Below are 18,196 nucleotides of genomic sequence, written 5' to 3' on the forward strand. Positions count from 1 at the left end.
ATTTGGGGGCTTACGCCCCCTTTTTTATGTCCTGATTAAAGCGTAGAGATGCCAGCTTGCATGGCCGAGCACCGGTAATATCAGAAATAGCCCCAAGAAGCCGGGCAACATCGCCATGAACACTGCCACAGCAATTCCCGCCCCCCAAACTACCATTGGAACGAAATTGGCTGATACCGTTTTAAAACTCGTGATCATTGCCGTGACAAAATCCACTTCCCGATCCAAAAGCAACGGAATGGAGATGACCACAAGCATATAGAGCAAAAGCGCAAACGCAGCCCCGACCACCGATCCAAAGCCCAACATCATGAGGCCATTTGTGGTGAAGTAGACCTCTAAGCTGCTTGAAACATTGGTCATGGTCGAAAGCCCCAAAAAAAGCGCAAAAATCATATGGGCTAAAAAGAACCAGAAGAGAAAGACAATCACGATCACGGCACATAACGACGGCAATTGCCGACGCCCCTGATCAAGCACCACCCCAAATATCCGACGAGGAGAGGGCAAGCGCCCCATTTGCCTTTGATGTGATGCCTCATAAAGCCCCGTCGCTGCAAAGGGTCCCAGAAGCGGGAACCCAATCGCAGCAAAGACCAGCCAATAAGTCTGTCCTGTCGCCACAGTCACCCAGGTGATCAACCAGCCACCTAGAAAATAGACCGCAGCAAAGATCAAACCGTAGACCGGTAAAGCGCGAAAGTCCTGCCAACCCAACTTGAGCGCTTCGATCAAAGTGGAAAACCCCACAGCGCCCAACTCGGGCACGCCAAGCGGTTTGCTGGCTGCCTCGTTCATACAATCCTCCATTGTATGTTCGCGCAGCCCCATGAAAAGCAAAAGCGCCCCGCATTGCAAGCGAAGCGCGCATCCGTCTTCTTCTTTGTAAAATACTCTGGGGTGAATTGGCCGATGGCCAAGAGGGGCAAAGCCCCGACCACCCCCTAAAGCACAAAACCTACTCGCTTTGTGCGTCAGCCCGGCTTTTCCCTGCTACATCCATCGCCAGTGTTGCCGCCATGAAGCCGTCCAGATCCCCATCCAACACACCTTTGGTGTCCGAGGTCTCGTGGTTGGTGCGCAGGTCTTTCACCATCTGGTAAGGCTGCAGAACGTAGGACCGGATCTGGTTACCCCACCCCGCATCCCCTTTGCTCTCATGCGCCTCGTTGATGGCCGCATTCCGGCGATCCAGCTCCAACTGATAAAGCCGCGATTTCAACGCCTTCATGGCAATATCGCGGTTTTGGTGTTGTGACTTTTCTGATGATGTCACCACGATCCCCGTGGGGTTGTGGGTGATCCGAACGGCAGAGTCCGTGGTGTTCACGTGCTGACCGCCCGCGCCTGAAGAGCGATAGGTGTCAATACGGATATCCGCCGGGTTCACTTCGATCTCGATATTGTCGTCCACAACGGGATAAACCCAGACGGAACTAAACGACGTATGACGCTTCGCAGCGCTGTCATAGGGCGAAATACGAACCAGACGGTGCACACCGCTTTCAGATTTCAGCCAACCATAGGCGTTGTGGCCAGAAATCTTATAGGCAGCGGACTTGATCCCCGCCTCTTCGCCTGCGGTCTGAGACTGAAGCTCGACAGTATAGCCGCGCTTTTCTGCCCACCGAACATACATGCGCGCCAGCATGGACGCCCAATCACAGCTTTCCGTGCCACCAGCGCCAGAGTTGATCTCAAGAAACGTGTCGTTGCTGTCGGCTTCACCGTTCAGAAGCGCTTCCAGCTCTTTTTCAGCGGCGACTTCTTTCAGCTTAAAGATCGCCTCTTCGGCGTCTTTGACGACTTCCTCGTCTTCTTCCATTTCACCGAGCTCGATCATCTCGATATTATCAGAAAGATCGGTCATCAGGGCTTTCACCCCATCAATGGAATCCACCAATAGCTGGCGCTCGCGCATAAGTTTCTGCGCGCCCTCAGCGTCGTCCCAGAGGTTTGGATCTTCCACTCGGGCATTGAATTCTTCCAAACGGAATTCCGCGGTTTCCCAGTCTAGGCGCTGCTTAAGAAGATCAATCGACTTCTCAATCTCGGTCACCGTGTTTTGAACTTCTGCGCGCATGGCTGGCCTCGGTTATTCGTTATGGACTAGGGTGATAAACCACCCAAAAGACGCGGACAAGGTCACCCTGCCCCGCGCCATGCATTTTAGAGAATTTGTTAGTAAAGACCGCCGGAACTCAAGGTACCAAAGGACGCTTTTGGCCCAACCACAGTGGTCTCACCCGTGGAAGTGGTCACCGTCTGCCCACCTTGCGCGGCATCTTCAAAGAGCGGCAAGTTTGAACCCATAGCAAAGCCACCATCAAAGCTCACACCAAAGATTGGCTCTTCACCAAGACGGAAGTACTCAGCAACGACGGTTTCACCACTTGCATCATTTGGCAGACGCGCCCCCGTGAACCGGTCAATTTTGATAAATTGACCACCGGGCGGCACCCGGAACTTTCCGGCGCCGTATTTTTCAATGGCAGCGGACATGAACTCTTGGAAGACCGGGCCACAAGTGTTGCCCCCAAAGGTTCCCCGACCCAGTGGACGTGGTTGGTCATGGCCGATGTAACAGCCTGCAACCATCGTGTTGGTGAAGCCCACAAACCACACGTCGCGCGCCTCGTTCGTGGTACCGGTTTTGCCTGCAACAGGAACGGGCAGGTTGATGGCACTGGCCGCGGTCCCGCGATCCACAACGCCGCGCATCATGGAGGTCAGCTGGTAAGCGGTGATGGCATTCATCACCCGCTCGCGGTTTGATGTGATTTTCGGCGCGCGGTCCACGGCAATGCGCGGATCCAGGCATTCCTCGCAATCGCGTTGATCGTGGCGATAAATCGTGCGGCCATATCGGTCTTGAACCCGGTCCACCAAGGTTGGCTCAACGCGCTCGCCGCCATTTGCAAACATGGCGTAAGCAGAGACCATATTGAACAAAGTGGTCTCTTCAGACCCCAATGAGTTCGCCAGATACAGCCCCATATTGTCATAGACCCCGAACCGACGCGCATAATTCGCCACCGTGTCCATGCCGACCTCTTGCGCAAGGCGAATGGTCATCAGGTTCCGGGACTGTTCGATCCCTGTGCGCAGCGGAGTTGGGCCATAGAATTTATTGGACGAGTTCCGTGGACGCCACAGGCCTTGCGGCGTGTTGATCTCAATCGGCGCGTCAATCACGATGGTTGCGGGCGAATAACCGCTGTCCAGCGCTGATGCATAGACAAATGGCTTGAAGCTCGATCCGGGCTGACGCTGCGCTTGGGTGGCGCGGTTAAACACCGAGTCCTGATAGGAAAACCCACCCTGCATGGCGATAACCCGGCCGTTGTTTACGTCCATGGCCATAAAGCCACCCTGCACTTCTGGCACCTGCCGCAATGTCCAACGAACGAAGCTGCCATCGCTGTCGCTGGTAAGCGCTCGCACAAGCACCACGTCACCAACTTCTAGCAAATCGCCCGCGACACGCGCTTGGCGTCCCAGGCTGCCATCTTCCAACTGTTTACGCGCCCAGGTCACATCTTTGGCAACGATGAAATGACCGTCTTCGTCATCCGGAACATCTTCAATACCGATCTGAGCGTCATTGTTACCGACCCTGAGGACAACCGCTGGATACCATTGGCCATCAGCCTTCACATCGCGCGGCACGGATACTTTCTTAAGCTCTGCGCGCCAGGTCTCTTCATCAGCCAATGCTTCCGCCGGTAAAGACTTACCCGTGCCGCGCCAAACACCTTGAGAACGGTCATAACGTTCCAGTGCATGTTGCAATGCCACAGCGGCCACGTCTTGAAGTTCTGGATCAAATGTGGCGCGTACAGCCATGCCACCGGTAAAGAATTCCTCTTCACCAAAGTCCCTGCTCAGCTGGCGGCGGATTTCATCCGTGAAGTAATCCCTTGGTGGCAAAGCAGATTTGAAGCTTTCATAATCACCTGCTTGAACTGAAAGCAAAGGTTGAGAAATGGAAGCTTCATAAATATTTTCAGTAAGATAGCCGTTTTCCTTCATCTCGCGCAGGACAAAGTTCCGACGGTTGATCGCCGCTTCTTTGTGGCGCACTGGATGCAGGTTTGACGGCTTCTTTGGAAGGGTCGCCAAATAGGCTGCTTCGTGAGGCTGCAATTCCGCTAGCGTCTTATTGAAATAAGTCTGCGCTGCCGCAGCAACACCGTAGGAGTTCTGGCCCAAGAAAATCTCGTTCAGATAGAGCTCAAGGATTTTCTCTTTGTCCAGGACCCCTTCCACACGGTTCGACAGGATCAATTCCTTGATTTTCCGTTCGGCAGACCGATCGCCGGACAACAAGAAGTTCTTCATCACCTGCTGAGTGATTGTGGACGCACCACGGAGGCGTCCCCCTTGGGCCGCTTCAATTGCCGCGGCGGCCATACCGCGCGCGTCATAGCCTTTGTGATTATAAAAGTTCTTATCTTCCGCAGAGATAAACGCCTGCTTCACCAGATCTGGAATCTCTTCTGCCGGAACAAACAAACGGCGTTCACGGGCGAATTCGTCGATAATTTTACCTTCACCGGAATAAATCCGGCTGATCGTCGGCGGGCTATATTGTGCCAAAGCTTCCGTGCTCGGCAGATCCTGCCCGTAGACATAGAACACCGCGCCAATAGAGATCGCAACCAGTGCCACGCCCATGGTGATGAGCGTGAAAAGACTGCCAAAAAAGGACAAGACAAAACGTATCAAAGGAGGCCCCGTGTGTTCTTTAAGACTCTATACTGCGTCCGTGGGGGTGGGTCAAAACACAAGGCGGGGAATTTCGGGCGAAATCTCGCTGTTTTGATCGCTGTTTTGACAGCAAACTTACTGGCGCACCAAATCTTTGGCGGCCTTATCAGCGATCACCCAAGCCTGCAGCCCGTCGCGAATACCTTCCGCCATGCGATTGCGCCATTCGGGATCTTTGAGGTTTGTCAGGTCCTTCTCGGACGACATAAATCCAACTTCGATCAACACAGAAGGGATATCGGCGGCTTTCAGCACCGAAAACCCAGCCTGACGGTAAGGTTTACGATTTAGATCACCAACCGTTCCCTTCATACCAAGAACCATGGCTTGCGCGAGGCGCTGCGAGCGAGGTTCCGTCTCTTGCCGCACCAAATCCAGCAATACGTTGGCGATCAGATCATCCGTACCAGTCAGGTCAATACCGGCAAGAACGTCTGCCCGGTCGTGGCGTTCCGCGAGATATTGGGACGCCGCATCACTGGCTTCTTCCGAGAGCGTATAGACCGTTGCGCCTTCTGCATTGCCCTGCTGAACCGTATCCGCATGAAGGGAAATGAAAATATCCGCACTCACTTCGTGCGCCTTGGCAACGCGGCCTTCTAGAGAGACAAAAATATCCTCATTCCGCGTCATGAAAATCTCAAAGCCGCCAGCACGGCGCAACGTGTCGCGCAATTCTCGTGCAAAGGTCAGCATAATGGCCTTTTCCTGCACACCCGCTCGCTCTGCACCGGGATCGATGCCCCCATGCCCTGGATCTAGTACCACCACGGTTGCTGCCCAATCCGGTTTTGGCTCTTTGGCTTCGATCTTCACCGATGGCTCAGGCAGGTCCCAACGCGGATCATGGGGCGCACCGGTTTTAGCGGCGAATGCATCTGCGTCACTTGCGAACATTTTGACGGATAAATGTGCCTTTCCCGTCGTTTCATCCACCTTCATCTCGGCGCTTTCCACAAGCAAAGGTTCCGCGAGATCCGCCACCAAACGGCTCCAGCCTGGGCGGAATGCGCCGACGCGCACGGCTTCCACGCGTTCACTCTCCAGCAATGCGGCGCCCGAGACACCGGTCCAATCAATTTCACGGAAATCAATTACCAAGCGGCGCGGTTCATCCAAGGTAAAAATCCGCCATGGGACACCCTGTGACATCGCCAGATCAACGGTGACGCGTTTGCGACCCTGATCGGCAATTCGGCTTTCCGCAAGATCGAGCCGCGCCAATGCGCTGAAGTCCTGCGCGGCTGCTGGTAAGGCTGCCAACATCGCACATGCCATTAAGATGGATCGAAAAAATCTGGTCATCGCCCGCTCGTATTGCCTGTTTTGTCGGCTATTTCATTTCAGTTTAGCCTGTCACCGGTCTTCGCGAAACAGCGAACTGTCGCTGATCGCGCAGTGATCGGCAAAGAAGCGCTTCACAATGGGGAGATCACGACGGATGTGGCTTGAGTTCTAGAGATTTTTCCGCCCTAGTGCCCCCATGATGTCGAGTTTTCAGTTCATGACTTTTTCAAAACGCAGTGCATTGGTCGCATTTCTTTTTGCGGCATTTCTGACGGTTCAAGCCAACGTAGCAAAAGCTGTTACGCTGTTGCGTGACCCTGATATTGAATATTCACTACAGCAGCTTTCAAAGCCCATTCTGAATGCCGCTGGCTTGGGAAATTCGGTGCGCGTTCTTGTGGTCAAGGACAGCAGCTTGAATGCATTTGTTGTTGATAACAAACATATCTTTATCCACTCCGGTCTTTTGATGCGCATGGAAAATTCTGACATGCTGCGTGCGGTCATCGCCCATGAGGCGGCGCATATCGCAAACGGGCATTTGGCACGGCGTTATCAGAACTTTGGGAATGCGCGCACCATCGCTGGGCTTGGGGTTGCGCTGGCGGCGCTCACTGCCGCAGCGACCGGGAATGGCGAAGCGGCGGCTGGCGCTGCGCTTGGGATATCCAGTTCAAGCCAGCGCGTGTTTTTCGCCCATACCCGGGCCGAAGAAGCATCGGCGGACAAGTCAGCTCTGAACTACATGGTACGCTCTGGGGCCGATACCCAAGGCGCGGTGGATGTCTTTGATCTTTTCCGTGGACAAGAGCTGTTGCGCACCGAGCGCCAAGACCCTTATGTGCGCACCCACCCACTGACGCGCGACCGTTTGCGCAACGCGAAAGCTGCGGCGCAAGCCTATGCCGGGAAAGCCAAAAAGGATCCGACAGCGGAATACTGGTTCGGCCGGGCACAGGGCAAACTCTCGGCTTTCCTGCGTAGCCCGAAATGGACCAAACGGACACTGAAGAACAGCCCGTCGGAAGATGTGCGCCTCATGAGGGAAGCAATCCTGTTTCACCGCCAGTCAAACAGTAAGAAAGCCATCTCAACAATAGATCGCGCCATTGCAATGCGCCCAAAAGATCCGTTTTATTATGAGCTGCGCGGTCAGTTCCTGATGGAAAGCCGTCAAGCCAAAGCGGCGGTCTCCGCCTACAAAGGCTGCGTAGACCGCGCACGTAACAATGCATTATGCTTGGGAAGCTATGGGCGCGCCCTGCTCGCTTCTGGCCAAACCAAAGCAGCGCTCGGTTTGTTAGAACGTGCGCGTAGCATTGATTTCCGGGATGGACGTATTTTACGCGATCTCGCCACCGCTTATGCAAAATCCGGAAATGGCGGTATGGCGGCAGTGGCATCGGCGGAAAGATACGCCTTGCAGGGACGCATGAAAGATGCAGGTATTCAGGCCAAACGAGGCGCTGGATTGCTTGCGGAAGGATCAAGCGGCTGGCGCCGCGCACAGGATATTATCTTGGCCGCCAAACGGGCGGAAAAGAAAAGATGACAGGAGTAGATCGTATGAAAACCCCACTGCTAGCCGCAGCCTTTGCGGTGCTTGCCATGCCGAGTTGGGCCTTGGACCTGGAGAAAATGAGCGACGAAGAGCGCGCCCTCTTCCGTGAAGAGGTCCGTGCCTATCTGTTAGACAATCCCGAAGTGATTATGGAAGCGGTTGCAGTGCTCGAAGAGAGGCAAGCTGCCGGCCAAGCGCGTCAGGACTTTGATCTTGTCGCCATCAACGCCGATGACATTTTTAACGACGGCTATAGCTATGTTGGTGGTAACCCAGACGGTGACATCACATTGGTAGAATTCGTGGATTACCGCTGTGGTTTCTGTCGCCGTGCGCATCCTGAAGTTCAAGAACTGGTGGCCAGCGACGGGAATATCCGCATTATTACCAAAGAGTTCCCAATTCTGGGCGAAGCTTCAACACAAAGTTCACGCTTTGCGATCGCAGTAAAACAGATTGCAGGTGACGACGCTTACGAGGCCGCAAATGACGCGCTTATTAAGATGCGCGCGGATGCGAACCCAGTGACATTGAAGCGCCTTGCAAAAAACCTTGGTCTCGATTCCGATGCGATCATCGCCCATATGGGCTCAAATGAGGTCACCGAGGAAATCCGCAAAACCCGTGAGCTGGCGCAACGGTTGCAAATCACCGGCACGCCGACCTTTGTTTTGGAAGATGAAATGCTACGCGGCTATCTTCCACTGAACGAGATGCGTCGCATGGTGGCCGCAAAACGCGGCTAACCTTCGTCAAATCGCAAAAAACAAAACGGCGGATCGTTCCGCCGTTTTTTCGTTTCAGTTGTTCAGATTTGTTATTCGCTGACTTCTACCGATTGCGCGGCTGCCACCGCGACAAAATCTGCAAGAGCTTCATCGCCAGAAATATCCGCAACAGAGAACGTATCTTGAACCTCGTCGATTCCGATCGGTACGTTACGTACGACGGACGTCCCCTGCCCAACAGGGCCTCGGATCTCGCCGTTTAGCTGGAAATAAATCGAGCCGGACATGCCCGCTTGCAAGGTTGGCGAAATCTCTGTGTTAGGAACTACAAATTCGTCGCCTGCGTTAAGCGTTCCTTCGAAAAGCACAGATCCGTCTGCGGATCGGACGCGCACCCAAGCAGGACGCACAGCGATCATCACCACTTCTGGTTCTGCATCTTCCAGAACCTGCGGCACAATTGGTGTCGCAGGAATGGTAGACTCAGCAACCGTCAAACTTGGCGCATCAGGCACGAAGCTTCCCACAGATTGTGGGTTCAACGTCGAAATCGGCGCATCCCGCGCTGTTAGCACTGGGACATCCAGCGCTTGCGGACGGTACAGCCGATCCAAAGTATTCTCTGGCGGTGTAAACACGCCGCTTGCTTCCGCGGTTTGATTGCCATTCAGAGGTGTCGCCGTCGCTTCATTCAGCGGGTCCAGATCCGAAAGAACCACAGGGGTTTGCTCTACTGGAGCAAGGCTCACGCGCTGGACTTCATTCAGCACGCTCCAGCCGCCATAACCAATGCCGGCGATCAAAGCGAGCAGCACCAGTGACGATCCGATTGCGCGAGGTTCAATCCGCGCCAAAATGCTTTCTTGTGCTGGAATGAATGGGGCTGCTGGAGCTGAAAACGGATCACGGTCTGCGCTTGCAATAATCGCAGCCGCATCAGTCTTGCGTTTGCCGGATGCTTCAGAGGACATGCCATGTGCAGTTTGAAAACCGCTCTCTAGGCAGAACTTCTCAAACGTCGCGTCCGGATCCATGTTCAAATAACGGGCATATGACCGCACATATCCAGCGATAAAACCCTGAGTTTCAAAAGCGGAAGGATCGGCGTTTTCAATGGCAGCGATGTAAGATGCTTTGATGCGCAACTCGCGCTGAACATCCAACAGGGATTTACCCATCGTGGCTCGTTCACCACGCATTTCGTCCCCTAGTCGAAAGTCATAATCGTCGAACCCTTTGGGCCCGTCTTCCACGACTTCAGTTTTGCGCCATTTGCGCCTGATCATACGTCTCGCCTCACTGTCGTTCAGCCCGAGTTCTGTCCCCGATTCGAGCTGACTCCATTTAATTGAGACTTACATACCACAGTGCAAGTTAATTTGCACCAAACAGCGGGTTAACCCGCCAATTCGGCGCGATTCAGCGCACAATGAGACCAGAGCTCATCCATAGCGCGAACCAGTCGATCTGTCTCTTTCGGACCGTGTACCGGCGACGGTGTAAAGCGCAGGCGCTCAGTGCCGCGTGGAACTGTCGGGAAATTGATCGGTTGCACATAGATACCGTGGTTTTCCAACAGCATATCGCTCAGCTTTTTGGTATGAACCGGGTTACCAACATGCACAGGCACAATATGTGTCCCATGATCGATGATTGGCATGCCCAATGCTTTCAAACGCATTTTCAAAATACGCGCAGCCATCTGGTGCTGATCCCGCAGACCTTGATCTTGCTTGAGATGCGCGATTGATGCCGCAGCACCTGCAGCCACGGTCGGCGGCAAAGAGGTCGTAAAGATAAAGCCTGGCGCGTAAGAGCGGATCGCGTCGCACATTTTATCGCTTGCTGCGATGTAGCCACCCATAACGCCAAAGGCCTTACCGAGTGTACCGTTGATAATGTCAATGCGATGCGCGAGACCATCACGTTCAGAAATACCGCCGCCGCGTGCACCATACATGCCCACCGCGTGCACCTCATCAAGATAGGTCAGCGCGTTAAATTCCTCGGCCAGGTCACAAAGCTCTGCGAGAGGCCCGATATCACCATCCATGGAGTAAACAGATTCAAACGCGATCAGTTTAGGCGCGTTCGGATCGTCAGCTTCCAAAAGCTCACGCAAATGCGCGACGTCATTGTGGTGGAAGACCCGCTTTGCACCACCGTTACGGCGGATACCTTCGATCATCGACGCGTGGTTCAGCTCATCAGAATAGATGATCAGACCCGGGAACAGCTTTGGCAGCGTTGACAAGGTTGCGTCATTGGCAATGTAGGCGCTGGTAAACAACAGAGCTGCTTCTTTGCCATGAAGATCTGCCAGCTCCGCTTCTAGTCGTTTGTGGTAAACCGTGGTGCCAGAAATATTACGTGTACCGCCAGAGCCTGCGCCGGTTGCATCCAACGCTTCATGCATGGCGTTCAGCACAGCGGCGTGTTGACCCATTCCAAGATAGTCGTTGCCACACCAAACTGTGATCTCTTGCTGCGTGCCATCCGGACGGTTCCAAAGCGCATGCGGGAACTGGCCCTTTTTGCGTTCGATATCAATGAATGTGCGATAACGGCCTTCTTCATGAAGGCGATTGATAGCGACATCAAGTTTATCGGAATAGTTCAATCCCGTTCCTCCGGTAGGCTGGCAAACAGCTTGCGATCCCAAGGGTGTCACCGTCGCGGTGTCGGTTTGGTTAGGTGTTGGATATAGCGCGATTTTTTCCATGTGGCCAGAATGCATTTATTGCTCCGCGACACTTTGATCCACATCAATGTCAGGCTAATGTCGCCGCAAACCGACTGGTTTGAGACCTTGAAATTTCCGCCGGAAAGACGACTAAATGACTCTGGAAAACGTTTTATCTCGTATCGACAATAAGATGCCCGCAGCGACTGATCGGCTACTTGATCTCTTGCGCATTCCATCAATCTCAACCGACCCTGCGTTTAAGGCTGATTGTGACCGTGCGGCAGATTGGCTTGTGGCGGATCTACAATCCATCGGAATCAGCGCCGAGAAGCGCGCAACACCCGGCCACCCGATGGTGGTGGGTCATGTAGAAGGCGACGGACCCCACGTTCTGTTTTACGGCCACTATGACGTCCAACCGGTGGACCCGCTTGAACTCTGGAACTCAGACCCGTTCGATCCGGCTCTTGAAGACACCGCAAATGGCAAGGTGATCCGCGGCCGTGGTTCTTCTGATGACAAAGGTCAGCTCATGACTTTTGTCGAGGCTTGCCGCGCGTGGAAAGCAGAGCATGGCACCCTGCCCTGCAAGATCACATTCTTCTTTGAAGGCGAAGAAGAAAGCGGGTCTCCATCCCTTGTGCCCTTCATGAAAGAAAACGCGGACGAGCTAAAATCTGACATCGCGCTGATCTGTGACACCGGGCTGTTTCAATCCAAGACACCGGCGATCATTACCTCCTTGCGCGGGCTATTGGGCGAAGAGCTCATCATACACGCAGCCAACAAAGACCTGCATTCCGGCATGTTCGGTGGCGTGGCCATGAACCCGATCCGCGTGCTGACCAAAATCATTGCTGGGCTGCATGACGAAAACGGCCGCGTGACGGTTCCAGGTTTTTATGATGGCGTACCAGAGCTGCCAGCAGAGCTGGCCGCACAATGGGACGCTCTGAAGTTTGACCACAAGACCTTCCTTGGCGATGTGAACCTGTCAGAACCTGCCGGTGAGAAAGGCTATACACCGCTAGAGATGAACTGGTCCCAACCCACCTGCGAAGTGAATGGCATCACTGGCGGCTACACAGGAGAAGGGTTCAAAACCGTTCTGCCTGCCGAAGCGTCAGCCAAGATCAGTTTCCGCCTTGTCGGCGAACAAGACCCACACAAAATCCGCGAAAGCTTCCGCGCCTATGTGGAAAGCTGCCTGCCAGCAGACTGCACGGTAGAATACAAAGGTCACGGTGCCTCAAAAGGGTCTGTGATGGCCACAGACCACCCAGCCTTTGAACAAGCCCGCGCGGCCCTGTCTGATGAATGGCCCGAGGCAGCGGCCTTTGCCGGTTGCGGTGGCTCAATCCCAATCGCGGGTCATTTCAAAAACATCTTAGGCACCGATGCCATGCTGATCGGCTTTGCAAAGGATGACGACCAGATTCACTCTCCAAATGAGAAATACGATCTGGAAAGCTTCCACAAAGGCATCCGCAGCTGGGCACGCATTCTGGACGCGATGACCAAAGCCTAACCAAAACCGCGCGCCCGGCTTTCCGTTTCGGGCGCGCAACCATTTGAATTCCTGCGAAAATTCACACATTTCGCGGCTCTTAAAAAAACTTTTCAAGAATATGACATTTGCCCCTTGCACCCCCCCGGTGCTTTTGGCTAAACAGCGCCTCACGGAGAGGTGGCCGAGTGGTCGAAGGCGCACGCCTGGAAAGTGTGTAGGCGGGAGACCGTCTCCAGGGTTCGAATCCCTGTCTCTCCGCCATTACCCCAGCCATTGACTGAAGCGCTAGGTTTTTACGCGGTACATGCGTTCCTGAAGCTCGACATACCACGCTTTGAAATCGCGAGAAGGTCGGTACAGCAACCATGGGATCTGTGCGATCCCTCCCAAATAGGCTCGTGTTGTTGGGAAACTGAACCGTTTTTGTAAGGGGTCGATCAAGCCGTAAAGCCCTGCAAAAAAGGCAAACGACCCGGCCAATCGAAATGCAGAGCGCAAACGATTGTCAGAATGCACACGATGTAGCGCAATCAGGTTTCGCACCCGGATCAGGTTGACCCGATAACGCTGATAAATCCGCTCATTGCCGTCCGCATGGAACATTCGTGCTTCTGGCATCACTGCGAGCCGACCCATCTGCGACATCCGGTAGGAAAAATCGGAATCCTCATGGGTCGCGTAATACCGCAAGATTTCTGACCAGCCGGAATTTAGCGCAAATTTACGTCTGAAAGTGGTGCGACCTCCATTCACCAGCCCACCGGCCATGACCCCTGGACTGGTTGATTGTTCTGGAAGCGCTTCTTGAGAGATCGGTGCCCAATAAGGTACAAAATGTTTGTCTAATGAAAACTGAGCGCGCATCCAGTCTTCCAGACGTTGTTTTAGACCGCGCTTCACCACGACATCTTCGGTATTTGGGTCATCCGGCACTGCCATATCCCCATCAGAGGGTCCGGGCTCTACAAAGAAAGCAGCAATCATGCTGATGTTTTCTTCTGCATCAGCCTCATAGGCAGACATGATGCGTTCTGCGGTGTCAGGGAAGAGGTGAATGTCGTCATCAAGCGAGAAAACGATATCGCCTTGCGCCAAACGCAGCGCTTGATTGCGTTGCGCAGTCAGAGAGCGCACGTCAGCAGGCACATAGCGCAGGTTCACTTTGTCCCAAAGTTCAGGATAGGTTTCCTTGACCTCTTTTTGGGTGCTCTCCCAATCATCAGAGGCATCCACAACCACAACTTCCAGAGGCAAACGCTGTTGCGTTGCAACAAACCCAAGCGTCGGCACAAGATGCTGCGGACGATTGTAGGTGCAAATCGCCAAGGTCCAGCTGAGTGGGTTTTCGGATGATACCATTTTTCTTATGTCGCTCGATCGATCGGAGTTATCACGCAGATGCCCAAAAAATGTGGCCTCAGTATGTCTTATAGCTGATTCATATCGAGTATATGCGAGAAATCCCGCGAGGCGTGATATGATCAATTGCTCTTACCGGAGCGACGGGTTAGCCCTTGGGCATTACAGGTTCAGGAGAGATTTACAAATGCGCATTTTATTGACTGGCGGCGCGGGCTACATCGGATCACATACCTATGTGGCGTTGCTGGCTGCTGGACATGAGGCTGTCATCTTAGACAATTTCTCAAATGCAAGCCCGATGGTGCCTGAACGCCTTGAGACGATCACCGGCACCAAACCGATTGTGATCGAAGGTGACGTCCGAGATCGCGCTTTGGTTTCCAGTGTTTTGGAAGAACATCAGATCGACGCGGTCATCCATTTTGCGGCGAAGAAGGCGGTTGGGGAATCGACCCAGAAACCACTGATGTATTTCGATCATAATATCAGTGGATTTGTCAGCCTCACCCGCGCGATGGAAGATCAAGGCGTTTTCAAACTTGTGTTTTCTTCATCAGCGACGGTTTACGGCGACCCGGAACAGTTACCAATCACAGAAAGCTCCGCGCGCAATCACACCAATCCATACGGTTTTACGAAACTGGTCTGTGAAGAGATGATGGAAGCGATGTGTGCTGCGGAGCCCCGCTGGTCTTGCGGTGTGCTTCGATACTTTAACCCCGTTGGGGCGGATGCGAGTGGATTGATCGGTGAAGATCCCCGCGACATCCCCAATAACCTGATGCCCTACATTGCCAAGGTTGCCGCTGGGGACCTGCCTGAAATTCAGGTTTTTGGCGACGACTATGACACGCCCGATGGAACTGGGGTGCGTGACTACATCCATGTGAGCGACTTGGCGAAAGGCCATGTCTTGTCTCTGGAAGCCCTAGAGCGTGATGGCAAAGGTCATGTGGTGAATTTGGGTACGGGCCAAGGTGTTTCTGTCCTTGAAATGATTAACGCCTATTCTGCGGCATGTGGTCAGTCCCTGCCCTACAAGATCGTGCCACGCCGTGCGGGCGATATTGCGACGTGTTATGCCGACCCTGCATTGGCCAAAGACTTGCTTGGGTTTGAAGCGGATAAAACGCTTGAAGACATGTGCAACTCAAGTTGGGCTTGGTTGCAAAACGGCAAAGTATAGTCCTTTCCGCAGAAGAAAGAATGAACCATTTTGAGCCCGCCTTTGGCGGGCTTAGTCTTCTAGAAAGATGTTCACCCGTCGGTTTTGGCGGCCTTTCTTCTCGACTTTTCCAATCCGTACCGTGCCGATCTCGCCGGTGAAAGCCACATGGGTTCCGCCGCAAGGTTGCAGATCGACCTGATCTGCGCCCTGCCCGATCCGCACAAGGCGCACCCGGCCAGAGCCACGCGGTGGTTGCACTGACATGGTTTTGATGAGGTTCGGATTTGCATCCAGTTCCGCATCGGTGATCCAATCGTCAGTCACCGGCAGGTTCTGCGAAATAAGAGCGTTCAATTGCCCTTGGACGAACTCTTTGTCCTCAAGCGCCTCTGGCATATCGAAGTCCAAGCGACCTTTTTCGGCACTGATCGAGCCGCCGGTCACAGGCAATGGAATAACCACAGACAACAGATGAAGCGCCGTGTGGATGCGCATATGACGGTGGCGACGCTCCCAGTCCAGATGCTGAATGACTTTGGTGCCCACAGGCGGCAAAGCGGATGGTTCCGCCGGCACAAGGGCGATTTTGTCGCCTTCTGCCTTTACGGCTGTGGCGATGCTGATCGTACCCGTGTCCCAAGCCAGATGACCGCTGTCGCCCGGTTGCCCGCCGCCGGTTGGATAGAAGATTGACGCGTCCAAGACGATGCCGCCTTCGGGTGTATGTGCCTCTACATAACCGGTGGTTTCACGTTCATAGGCGTTTTCGCGAAAGAGTGCGTCGGTCATGTCGATGGCTCCTCTTTGTCATCCTTCGGCGCAGATGGTTTTGTGTTCTCATTTGGACGCAACGCTTCAGGGTTACGCAGCCAAATATCGGTTTGTGCGAATGGGATCTCGATGCCTTCATCCATGAAGCGCTTGGCGATCTCGTAGTTCATTTCTGATTTCACCGTCAGCTTCCAGTTCACGTCCCGCAGAATAGCGCGGATTTCGAAATCAAGTGAACTCGCGCCAAACCCCTGAAACACCACCGCCGGTGCTGGATGTGGCAGGACCATCGGATGCGCTTTGGCGATTTCTAGCAAAATCTCCTCAATACGCCGCGGATCTGTGCCATAGGCCACGCCCACAGGAACAATCACACGGCCCACCGTGTTGCCACGGGTGAAGTTGGTGACTGTACCACTGACCAGATCAGCGTTTGGCACAATGACGTCTGTGCGGTCAAAGGTTTCGATCCGCGTGGAGCGTACAGAGATATTGCGCACATAGCCCATATTGCCGTTGACCTCGATCCAATCTCCTTCAGAGACTGGGCGTTCGATCAGCAGGATGATGCCAGACACGAAGTTGGAAACGACGTTCTGTAGACCGAAACCAATACCAACAGACAGAGCACCCGCAACGAGGGCAATGGAGCTTAGATCAAGACCCGTCGTGTTGATCGCAACAAGGGCCGCGATGAAAATACCGATATAGCCAAGACCCGAAACAACGGCGTTTTGGCCGCCGATATCCATGCGTGTGCGCGGCAGGATCGTGTTTTTCATGGCCCCTTGCAGAAGCCGGGTGAGCATGAAGCCCGCAAAGAAGATCAGCAAGAAGCTGAAGAAATCTGTTGCTGAGAGTTGGGTCTCGCCAATTTGAATGCCTTTGCGCAGGCTGATCCAAACTTCGAGCAAGTCCGCGCTGCGCGCGCCCCAAACCATCGCGAGGATCGGAAGTGAAGCGACCACCAGTCCGACGCCGATTAGGACTGGGATAAGGCTGTTTTTGGCGTCCTCAGCACTTCCTGCAGCCAAGGAGAACACGGCCATGACCACGCGTTGCAGAACCAGCACAACCGCGAGCACTTGCAAGGTGATAATGGTGGGGATCATCAAGCGTAGGGCACCATTAAAGTAACCAATCGCCGCCATCGCAACGCCAGCGATGGCAACGGCGAATAAGACGCTGCCCATCAAAGCAATCAGGCGATCGCCATAGCTGACATCCTCCCGATCAATCCGGTGCTGGCGGAGCAAATGGGCAAGTCGCCAAAAGATGACGCCGAGCAGAACAAAGATCGGGAAATAGATCACGGCCTTGGTGACGTCAGACCACGCATCGTAACCCGCAATAGCCCCGATCAAGACTTCAATCGCTAAGACGGCCCCGAGAGCGCTGGCGAAGAAACGGCCGGTGCCACGCTGTTCAAGCGGTAGGCTGACAATTGGGTCCACTGCGAGAGACCGTGGGAACACCTGCGCGCCTAACCAGATCGATCCTAAGAATAGGAAACCGGCCCAAAGCAGGTTTGACAGGATCACATCACCGCGCAAACCGACCAAACCTGTCGCCTGAACCGCTGCGATCAATGCCCAAAGGCCTGCAAGTGGCACAAAGATTTGTCCCAAGGAAACCGCAGAGGCGGCGAGCCAACGACCCAGTGTCGCCGATCCCACCTGAATGGATTGGGCAAGGTTTACAAACCAATCACGTCCACGAGCGAGCAGCAAAAAGGCCAAAACCAAAAGAAACAAGACTTCTGGCAGGTTGTTTTGAAACTCGGCAAATTGGTTATCATTTCCCCAGGCCGATGTGACTTCGTTCATTGTATTGCGTAAAGAGCCCAATGAATCCCGTGTTGCTTCTGGCCAATTCGCTGGGTTCAAAGGAACCGCGCCACGCTGAAGAAGCGCTTCTGACTGGCGTGCGCGCAGGATTGAATCGATGCCACCGATTAACCCGTCTGCCTCGGTATAAGCGACTTCTGCGGTCTGAACAGGCGCGCGTAGAACCGATAGGCTCGCGTTTAGAGATTGCCTCTGTGTGGCGATTTCTGCCGGCTCGCCGCCTTCAGGCTCGGGGCCCAAAGCATCAAGTTGCGCGCTGACGATTTCAATTGCGTTTGTGTTTGTGCCGCGCGCCTGATCGAAGGTGTCGCGCCAATCCACCAACTGAGTGCGCAAGGCTTCAAACGCTGCATCTGATGCCCGACCCGCTTCGACCGCCGCATTGGCGCGCTCTGCGAGATTTTGCCATTCAGCATAGTCAGGGAGATCTGTCTGCGCCCAAAGCAAAACCGTGCTGCTCCACAGCAGCACGGTTGCAACAAAAACACGGATCGCGTTGATCATGG

Annotated in this window: 13 protein-coding genes and 1 tRNA gene; 5 read left to right on the forward strand and 9 right to left on the reverse strand. The window is 54.1% G+C overall.

Features of this window, described 5'->3' with window-relative positions; translation table 11 throughout:
• Nucleotides 1-24: 24 nt before the first annotated feature.
• The 4 genes from TA5113_RS14300 to TA5113_RS14315 form a co-directional block, all read right to left on the reverse strand.
• Nucleotides 25-798, reverse strand: a complete 774-nt coding sequence (locus tag TA5113_RS14300; RefSeq protein ID WP_058314233.1) for a DUF2189 domain-containing protein — start codon at nt 796-798, stop codon at nt 25-27.
• 160 nt (nt 799-958) lie between these two features.
• Nucleotides 959-2,083 (reverse strand): peptide chain release factor 2, encoded by a 1,125-nt coding sequence (gene prfB, locus TA5113_RS14305; RefSeq protein ID WP_058314232.1) that lies wholly within the window; start codon nt 2,081-2,083, stop codon nt 959-961.
• A 98-nt stretch (nt 2,084-2,181) separates the two neighbouring features.
• Nucleotides 2,182-4,728: a penicillin-binding protein 1A gene (locus tag TA5113_RS14310; protein ID WP_058314231.1), complete on the reverse strand. Its 2,547-nt coding sequence runs from the start codon at nt 4,726-4,728 to the stop codon at nt 2,182-2,184.
• 117 nt (nt 4,729-4,845) lie between these two features.
• Nucleotides 4,846-6,075: an N-acetylmuramoyl-L-alanine amidase gene (locus TA5113_RS14315; RefSeq protein WP_058314230.1), complete on the reverse strand. Its 1,230-nt coding sequence runs from the start codon at nt 6,073-6,075 to the stop codon at nt 4,846-4,848.
• Between the two features lie 199 nt (nt 6,076-6,274).
• On the opposite strand from TA5113_RS14315, the gene TA5113_RS14320 reads away from it, so the two are divergent.
• Nucleotides 6,275-7,609 (forward strand): M48 family metalloprotease, encoded by a 1,335-nt coding sequence (locus TA5113_RS14320; RefSeq protein WP_082638128.1) that lies wholly within the window; start codon nt 6,275-6,277, stop codon nt 7,607-7,609.
• A 14-nt stretch (nt 7,610-7,623) separates the two neighbouring features.
• The gene (locus TA5113_RS14325) at nt 7,624-8,364 is read left to right on the forward strand and encodes a DsbA family protein (RefSeq protein WP_058314480.1); all 741 of its coding nucleotides are present in this window, start codon (nt 7,624-7,626) and stop codon (nt 8,362-8,364) included.
• Nucleotides 8,365-8,435: 71 nt separating this feature from the next.
• Here the strand turns inward: TA5113_RS14325 and TA5113_RS14330 are convergent, their stop codons facing one another.
• Entirely contained in the window at nt 8,436-9,632 is a 1,197-nt protein-coding gene (locus tag TA5113_RS14330; protein WP_058314229.1) for a helix-turn-helix domain-containing protein, read from the reverse strand.
• Between the two features lie 110 nt (nt 9,633-9,742).
• Nucleotides 9,743-10,966: a 5-aminolevulinate synthase gene (gene hemA, locus TA5113_RS14335; RefSeq protein WP_058314479.1), complete on the reverse strand. Its 1,224-nt coding sequence runs from the start codon at nt 10,964-10,966 to the stop codon at nt 9,743-9,745.
• A gap of 217 nt (nt 10,967-11,183) precedes the next feature.
• On the opposite strand from hemA, the gene TA5113_RS14340 reads away from it, so the two are divergent.
• Together TA5113_RS14340 and TA5113_RS14345 are read left to right on the forward strand one after the other, a co-directional pair.
• On the forward strand, nt 11,184-12,560 hold the full coding sequence (locus tag TA5113_RS14340) for a M20/M25/M40 family metallo-hydrolase (protein ID WP_058314228.1): 1,377 nt from the start codon (nt 11,184-11,186) through the stop codon (nt 12,558-12,560).
• 153 nt (nt 12,561-12,713) lie between these two features.
• Nucleotides 12,714-12,803: transfer RNA gene (locus tag TA5113_RS14345), tRNA-Ser, on the forward strand.
• Nucleotides 12,804-12,827: 24 nt separating this feature from the next.
• Here TA5113_RS14345 and TA5113_RS14350 read toward each other — a convergent pair.
• Entirely contained in the window at nt 12,828-13,901 is a 1,074-nt protein-coding gene (locus tag TA5113_RS14350; RefSeq protein WP_058314227.1) for a glycosyltransferase family 2 protein, read from the reverse strand.
• A gap of 187 nt (nt 13,902-14,088) precedes the next feature.
• On the opposite strand from TA5113_RS14350, the gene galE reads away from it, so the two are divergent.
• Nucleotides 14,089-15,090, forward strand: a complete 1,002-nt coding sequence (gene galE, locus TA5113_RS14355) for a UDP-glucose 4-epimerase GalE (protein ID WP_058316780.1) — start codon at nt 14,089-14,091, stop codon at nt 15,088-15,090.
• Between the two features lie 51 nt (nt 15,091-15,141).
• Here the strand turns inward: galE and TA5113_RS14360 are convergent, their stop codons facing one another.
• Both TA5113_RS14360 and TA5113_RS14365 read right to left on the reverse strand, forming a co-directional pair.
• Nucleotides 15,142-15,861 (reverse strand): alanyl-tRNA editing protein, encoded by a 720-nt coding sequence (locus TA5113_RS14360; protein WP_058316139.1) that lies wholly within the window; start codon nt 15,859-15,861, stop codon nt 15,142-15,144.
• Nucleotides 15,858-18,194: a DUF3772 domain-containing protein gene (locus tag TA5113_RS14365; protein WP_058316138.1), complete on the reverse strand. Its 2,337-nt coding sequence runs from the start codon at nt 18,192-18,194 to the stop codon at nt 15,858-15,860. The genes TA5113_RS14360 and TA5113_RS14365 overlap by 4 nt, the downstream gene beginning before the upstream one ends.
• Nucleotides 18,195-18,196: the final 2 nt, after the last annotated feature.

It is taken from the genome of Cognatishimia activa (genome assembly GCF_001458335.1).
Classification (GTDB): Bacteria; Pseudomonadota; Alphaproteobacteria; order Rhodobacterales; family Rhodobacteraceae; genus Cognatishimia; species Cognatishimia activa.

Coding starts and splice junctions, on each gene's coding strand:
- galE (WP_058316780.1), top strand. CDS start 14,089: ATGCGCATTTTATTGACTGGCGGCGCGGGCTACATCGGATCACATACC.
- TA5113_RS14320 (WP_082638128.1), top strand. CDS start 6,275: ATGACTTTTTCAAAACGCAGTGCATTGGTCGCATTTCTTTTTGCGGCA.
- TA5113_RS14300 (WP_058314233.1), bottom strand. CDS start 798: ATGAACGAGGCAGCCAGCAAACCGCTTGGCGTGCCCGAGTTGGGCGCT.
- TA5113_RS14340 (WP_058314228.1), top strand. CDS start 11,184: ATGACTCTGGAAAACGTTTTATCTCGTATCGACAATAAGATGCCCGCA.
- TA5113_RS14365 (WP_058316138.1), bottom strand. CDS start 18,194: ATGATCAACGCGATCCGTGTTTTTGTTGCAACCGTGCTGCTGTGGAGC.
- TA5113_RS14325 (WP_058314480.1), top strand. CDS start 7,624: ATGAAAACCCCACTGCTAGCCGCAGCCTTTGCGGTGCTTGCCATGCCG.
- TA5113_RS14315 (WP_058314230.1), bottom strand. CDS start 6,075: ATGACCAGATTTTTTCGATCCATCTTAATGGCATGTGCGATGTTGGCA.
- TA5113_RS14360 (WP_058316139.1), bottom strand. CDS start 15,861: ATGACCGACGCACTCTTTCGCGAAAACGCCTATGAACGTGAAACCACC.
- TA5113_RS14350 (WP_058314227.1), bottom strand. CDS start 13,901: ATGGTATCATCCGAAAACCCACTCAGCTGGACCTTGGCGATTTGCACC.
- prfB (WP_058314232.1), bottom strand. CDS start 2,083: ATGCGCGCAGAAGTTCAAAACACGGTGACCGAGATTGAGAAGTCGATT.
- TA5113_RS14330 (WP_058314229.1), bottom strand. CDS start 9,632: ATGATCAGGCGCAAATGGCGCAAAACTGAAGTCGTGGAAGACGGGCCC.